Genomic DNA, 3671 nt, shown 5'->3' on the forward strand with positions numbered 1-3671 from the left:
TCAGGCGTGGTTTCCGGCGTCGGCGGCTATGGCAACGCGTTCGGCGTGCCGACGGTCGGCGGCGAGGTCAATTTCGATGCCCGCTACAATGGCAACATCCTGGTCAACGCCTTTGCAGCGGGCCTTGCCAAGGCCGATGCGATCTTCCTGTCCGAAGCAAAGGGAGTCGGCCTGCCGGTCGTCTATCTCGGCGCCAAGACCGGCCGCGACGGCGTCGGCGGCGCCACCATGGCTTCGGCCGAATTCGACGACAAGATCGATGAGAAGCGTCCGACAGTGCAGGTCGGCGATCCCTTCACCGAAAAGTGCCTGCTGGAAGCCAGCCTCGAACTGATGGCCTCGGGCGCCGTCATCGCCATCCAGGACATGGGTGCGGCCGGCCTCACCTGCTCGGCGGTCGAAATGGGCGCCAAGGGCGACCTCGGCATCGAGCTCGATCTCGACAAGGTGCCGGTGCGCGAAGAGCGCATGAGCGCCTACGAAATGATGCTTTCGGAAAGCCAGGAGCGCATGCTGATGGTGCTGCGTCCGGAAAAGGAAAAGGAAGCCGAGGCGATCTTCCACAAATGGGGGCTCGACTTCGCCATCGTCGGCAAGACCACCGACGATCTGCGCTTCCGCGTGCTGCACCAGGGCGACGAGGTTGCCAACCTGCCGATCAAGGATCTTGGCGACAAGGCTCCGGAATATGACCGGCCGTGGACCGAACCGAAGAAGCCGGCGCCGCTGGCCGCCAATGACGTTCCGCAGGCCGATGTTGCCGATGCGCTGCTGAAGCTGCTCGGCGGTCCCGACCTGTCTTCGCGCCGCTGGGTCTGGGAGCAGTATGACACGCTGATCCAGGGCAATTCGCTGCAGCTTCCAGGCGGCGATGCCGGCGTGGTGCGGGTCGAAGGCCATGCGACCAAGGCGCTCGCCTTCTCGTCCGACGTGACGCCGCGCTATTGCGAGGCCGACCCTTACGAGGGCGGCAAGCAGGCGGTGGCCGAATGCTGGCGCAACTTGACCGCCACCGGCGCTCTGCCGCTGGCCGCAACCGACAACCTCAATTTCGGCAACCCGGAACGGCCCGAGATCATGGGCCAGCTGGTCGGTGCCGTGAAGGGCATCGGCGACGCCTGTCGTGCGCTCGAATTCCCGATCGTCTCCGGCAATGTCTCGCTTTACAACGAGACCAACGGCCAGGGCATCCTGCCAACCCCGACCATCGGCGGCGTCGGCCTGATCGCCGATTGGTCGAAGATGGTGCGGGCCGGCTTTGCGGCCGAGGGCCAAATGATCCTGCTGGTCGGCGCGCCGGCGTCCTGGGGAACGCATCTCGGGCAATCGGTCTATTTCAGGGACATACACGGCCGCACGGATGGACCGCCGCCGCCGGTCGACCTCGAGCATGAAAAGCGCGTCGGCGACCATGTCCGCGCGCTCATCGCCTCCGGCATCGTCACGGCGGCGCATGACGTTTCCGATGGCGGTATCGCGGTGGCTTTAGCCGAAATGGTGATGGCGTCCGGCATCGGCGCCACCGTTCCCGGCCTTGTCGGCACCGACCCGATCCCGGTCTGGTTCGGCGAGGATCAGGGCCGTTATCTGCTGACGCTGTCGATCGACCCGCATGGTGACGAATGGGACGCCATTCGCAAGCAGCAGGGCGAGCTTGGCATCTTCGCGCCGTGGATCGGCTCCACAGGCGGCAGCGCGCTGAAGCTTGGCGACGCCAGGGCAATCCCGGTCAGCGAACTCTCCTCGGCTCACGAAGGCTGGTTCCCGCGCTTCATGGATCAGGCTAGTTGACCACACTGGCTGCCCGGGCGCTGCTTGCAGTCGTTTTCTGGCCGTCGCTGTTCTTCTTCTGGTTCCTGGGACCGTTCGTCTTTTTCCTGCTGTCGACAACCTCGAGCGAGGTTTGTATGCGGCTGGAAACACGTGCGGAGTTCCTTGCCGCGGCGAACGGCGCCGTCCCGATGCTGGCGCTGCAGAACCTCCTCTACGCGGTCCCGATCATCTGCCTGGTGCTCTGGGGCCGCCTTTTCCCGGATCCGGCACGGGCAAGGCACATCGTCACCTGCGTCAAGCTTTTCGCCGGCACGGTGGTCGTGGGCGCGTTGTGGGAGTACGGCTCGTCGCTCATCTGCGACGGCCATGGCCAAGGGTTCTTCTCGCCGGCTTGGCAAATGACGAGCTATCTCCCCATTGTCAGCCTGCTGCTCAACGCGCCGCTCTATGTGCTTGCCTTCAGCCTTGGCCGCGCTTTCTCGACACGCGAGGACGTTGCCGAGGATGAAGCAAGCCCACCGGCCTAGTCTTTCTCTGAAGCCGTGTGGCCGTTGGCGGGACAGAACGGCTTCAATCCGGACCGGAAAGGCTTTAGGCTCACCCGACTCTCATCTTATGGCCGGCTACCGGCCGCTCGAAACAGGATTTTGCCATGGCAATGGATGCCCACGACATCGAAAAACTGATCAAGGACGGCATTCCGGACGCCAAGGTGACGATTCGCGATCTCGCCGGCGACGGCGACCACTATGCGGCCGAGGTGGTGGCCGAGAGCTTTCGCGGCAAGAGCCGCGTCCAGCAGCACCAGATGGTCTATGACGCGCTGAAGGGCAATATGGGCGGCGTGTTGCACGCACTGGCGCTGCAGACCAGCGTTCCCGACTGACCTTAGCGCTTGGCCCAACACGGCTCATCCTTTGCGCCATTTCAGCCACGGCGCGGCTAACGTCTTGTTTCGAGCAATCGTTGGGTTTATTTGAAGGGTATGTTTCGAGCCTGACTCCCACAGGCGGGAAAGGATATTCCATGAGCGGCATCAACGACTACATCGACAATGAAGTGAAGGGCAACGACGTCGTCCTTTTCATGAAGGGCACACCTGGTTTCCCGCAATGCGGATTTTCCGGCCAGGTCGTCCAGATCCTCGACTATATCGGCGCCGACTACAAAGGCGTGAACGTCCTGGACTCGGCTGAACTGCGCCAGGGCATCAAGGAATACTCCAACTGGCCGACGATCCCTCAACTCTACGTCAAGGGAGAATTCGTCGGCGGTTGCGACATCGTGCGCGAGATGTTCCAGGCGGGCGAGTTGCAGACGTTCCTCGTCGAGAAGGGCGTCAGCGTCAAAGGCGCCGCCTGATTTCTGTTTTGTGCATGCCCGAAATCGACGTTGATTTTCGGGCATCGAGCACCAGGCACCGGGGCAACCTCACCTCGGCAATTTTCATGTCCTGACCCCAGGACCAGGACGAGCCAATGCGCCGGCCCGCCGGCGCATTTTCGTTTGAAAGATCGGACTTGCCGTGGACCAGCCAAGACCAGCGCCGCAATCGGCAAGCAAACTGCCCATTCCGCGCTGGGAGTTCATCGCTCTGTGCGCGGCACTGATGGCGCTGAACTCGCTGGCCATCGATATCATGCTGCCGGCTCTGCAGCAGATCGGCGCCTCGCTCGGCGTCGAAAATGAAAACCACCGGCAGTACGTCATAACGGCCTACATTCTGGGCTTCGGTGGCGGGCAGCTGTTCTTCGGGCCGATCTCGGATCGCTTCGGACGTCGCGCACCACTGGTCGCCGGGCTGGTGATTTATGTCGCCGCGGCTGCGGCCGCCGCCGTTGCACCAAGCTTTGAAACACTTCTGCTGTGCCGGGCCGTGCAAGGCATCGGTGCAGCCG

At 63.1% G+C, this 3671-nt stretch carries 5 protein-coding genes; all 5 read left to right on the top strand.

Features of this window, described 5'->3' with window-relative positions:
- On the top strand, window positions 1-1791 hold a 1791-nt coding region (gene purL / locus EN914_RS28085), incomplete at its 5' end, for a phosphoribosylformylglycinamidine synthase subunit PurL (RefSeq protein ID WP_127389400.1).
- Window positions 1788-2300, top strand: coding sequence for a hypothetical protein (locus EN914_RS28090; protein WP_024504561.1), 513 nt, complete (start codon window positions 1788-1790; stop codon window positions 2298-2300). The genes purL and EN914_RS28090, both read left to right, overlap by 4 nt.
- A gap of 125 nt (window positions 2301-2425) precedes the next feature.
- A complete protein-coding gene (locus tag EN914_RS28095) occupies window positions 2426-2659 on the top strand; it encodes a BolA/IbaG family iron-sulfur metabolism protein (RefSeq protein WP_010909092.1) in 234 nt (77 codons plus the stop codon).
- Window positions 2660-2799: 140 nt separating this feature from the next.
- Window positions 2800-3135: a Grx4 family monothiol glutaredoxin gene (gene grxD, locus EN914_RS28100; protein ID WP_013532137.1), complete on the top strand. Its 336-nt coding sequence runs from the start codon at window positions 2800-2802 to the stop codon at window positions 3133-3135.
- A 247-nt stretch (window positions 3136-3382) separates the two neighbouring features.
- Window positions 3383-3671 (top strand): MFS transporter (locus EN914_RS28105; protein ID WP_245497854.1); only part of this gene is annotated, 289 nt, incomplete at its 3' end.

The sequence above is a fragment of the Mesorhizobium sp. M7A.F.Ca.CA.001.08.2.1 genome (assembly GCF_003998455.1).
GTDB classification, from domain to species: Bacteria; Pseudomonadota; Alphaproteobacteria; order Rhizobiales; family Rhizobiaceae; genus Mesorhizobium; species Mesorhizobium ciceri.

What these genes read in the sequence shown, in the direction of transcription:
- EN914_RS28095 (WP_010909092.1), top strand. Translation starts at nt 2,426, where the DNA reads ATGGCAATGGATGCCCACGACATCGAAAAACTGATCAAGGACGGCATT.
- grxD (WP_013532137.1), top strand. Translation starts at nt 2,800, where the DNA reads ATGAGCGGCATCAACGACTACATCGACAATGAAGTGAAGGGCAACGAC.